The organism is Corallococcus sp. 4LFB, assembly GCF_046520365.1.
Lineage (GTDB): Bacteria > Myxococcota > Myxococcia > Myxococcales > Myxococcaceae > Corallococcus > Corallococcus caeni.
Genome location: NZ_JBKGHJ010000952.1, coordinates 1 through 1546, shown reverse-complemented (window position 1 = coordinate 1546; position 1546 = coordinate 1). Strand labels below are relative to the sequence as shown.

At 72.4% G+C, this 1546-nt stretch carries 1 protein-coding gene and 1 pseudogene; both read right to left on the bottom strand.

The features are described from left to right. Positions 1-851, bottom strand: a pseudogene (locus ACLEQD_RS43100) (hypothetical protein); the annotation flags it as partial. A gap of 16 nt (positions 852-867) precedes the next feature. After that, positions 868-1524: a LolA family protein gene (locus tag ACLEQD_RS43095; RefSeq protein WP_410391748.1), complete on the bottom strand. Its 657-nt coding sequence runs from the start codon at positions 1522-1524 to the stop codon at positions 868-870. Positions 1525-1546: the final 22 nt, after the last annotated feature.

Sequence of the window (1546 nt, the reverse complement as noted above, 5' to 3'; positions counted from 1 at the left end):
TCCACCGTGGCGGTGAAGCGGCCCCAGACGTCCGGCCCCAGGCGGCCCAGGCTGCTCTGGGACGGCCAGCGCCCCGCGGCCTCCATCACCAGCGGCTTCACGCCCAGGCCGTCGGCCACCTCCACCGCGTCCACCGCGAAGGTGCGCGGCGGCAGGCCCGCGGCCGTCTCCAGCGGCTGGAGCCCCTGCGCCAGGGCAGGGTCCACCGCCAGGCGGGAGAAGGGCTCGCGCGTGCCCAGCACGAAGGGGCCGGTGATGCTCGAATCGCCCTGCGTCACCTGCACCGCCAGGAGCGGCCAGTCCCCCAAGGGCTCGCGGCTCAGCTCCACCACCTGCGCCTCGCGCACCGCGTCCGTCGAGCGCAGCTCCGCGTCGTAGGCCGCCCGGGGACGCGACGCGGTGAAGGTCACCTCGCGGCGCAGCGGCTCCACCGTGAGGGCGTACGGGGCCAGCACGTCCTGCCCCAGCGTCACCGAGCAGCCCGTCTCACCGGACAGCAGCAGCGTGCGCAGGGGCGGCGCCACCGGGCCCACCGTCAGGGGCGGGGCCGGAATCTCGGGCCAGGAGCGATGCCCTCCCGAGGGCTCCGGCACGCGCGCGCTCCCGGCGGGCACGGGCGGCTCGCCGTCGAAGCAGTGGGTGGACACGAGCGACAGCGGCCGCGTCACGTCCAGCACCACCGGTACCGCCCGGTTCCCCAACCGCCCTGCCACCGTCAGCCGCAGCGCGGGCGACGACAGGAGGGGCAGCGTCTGTCCCACGAAGCTCGTGGGACGTGAAGGGCCCGCGGGCGCGGCGGAGTGACACCCCGCGCCCAGCAGCACGCATCCCGCCAGCAGCACGCCGCGCATGGAGGGCGGACCGTCCCTACCGCGCCTTCTTGGTGAAGTCGTCCACGCGGGTGCCCTCGGGCGGGTTCAGCTTGAAGCTGTCCGCCGCGATGCCCACGTTCGTCTTCAGGTTCAGGAAGGCGATGGTGTTCTCGCTGCCGTCCGGATCCACCACCGTGCTCTTGAGCACCTGCGCCGTCGCGGGGTCCACCTCCAGGCGCACCTGGCGGAAGCGCGGCTCCTCCTTGAGCGGATCCAGCACCAGCAGCGTGCCCTTGCAGTCCTTGCACGCGCCCTGGGTGATGGCGAACTCGTCCGCCAGCTTCCCCTGGCCGAAGAGGAACGTCACCGACGCGGACAGCTTGCTGGTGTCCATCGCCGCCACCGACAGCGTCTGCGCTTCCGGGTCGTGCATGTACACCTTGTTGCCCGCGAGCACGAACGTCCGCTTGGACGGGTTCTCGTACTCCCAGCGCATCAGGCCCGGCTTCTTGTAGGTCACCGTGCCGGTGGACGTCTGCGTGCGGCGGAAGGCCTTGTACTTGTAGTCCTGCTTGAAGCCCGCCTTGAAGTCGCCCGTCTTCTCGTAGAAGGCCTGCATCCGGTCCACGAGCGTCTTCACCTCGGGCGCCATCGGCTTCGGCGCGGGCTTCGCGGCCACGCTCGCGTCGCCGGACTTCGCGGCGGGGGGCATGGCGGCCGCGCCAGCATCCTTG

Excerpts from the sequence above, each read along its gene's own strand:
- ACLEQD_RS43095 (WP_410391748.1), bottom strand. The coding sequence starts at position 1,524 with ATGCCCCCCGCCGCGAAGTCCGGCGACGCGAGCGTGGCCGCGAAGCCC.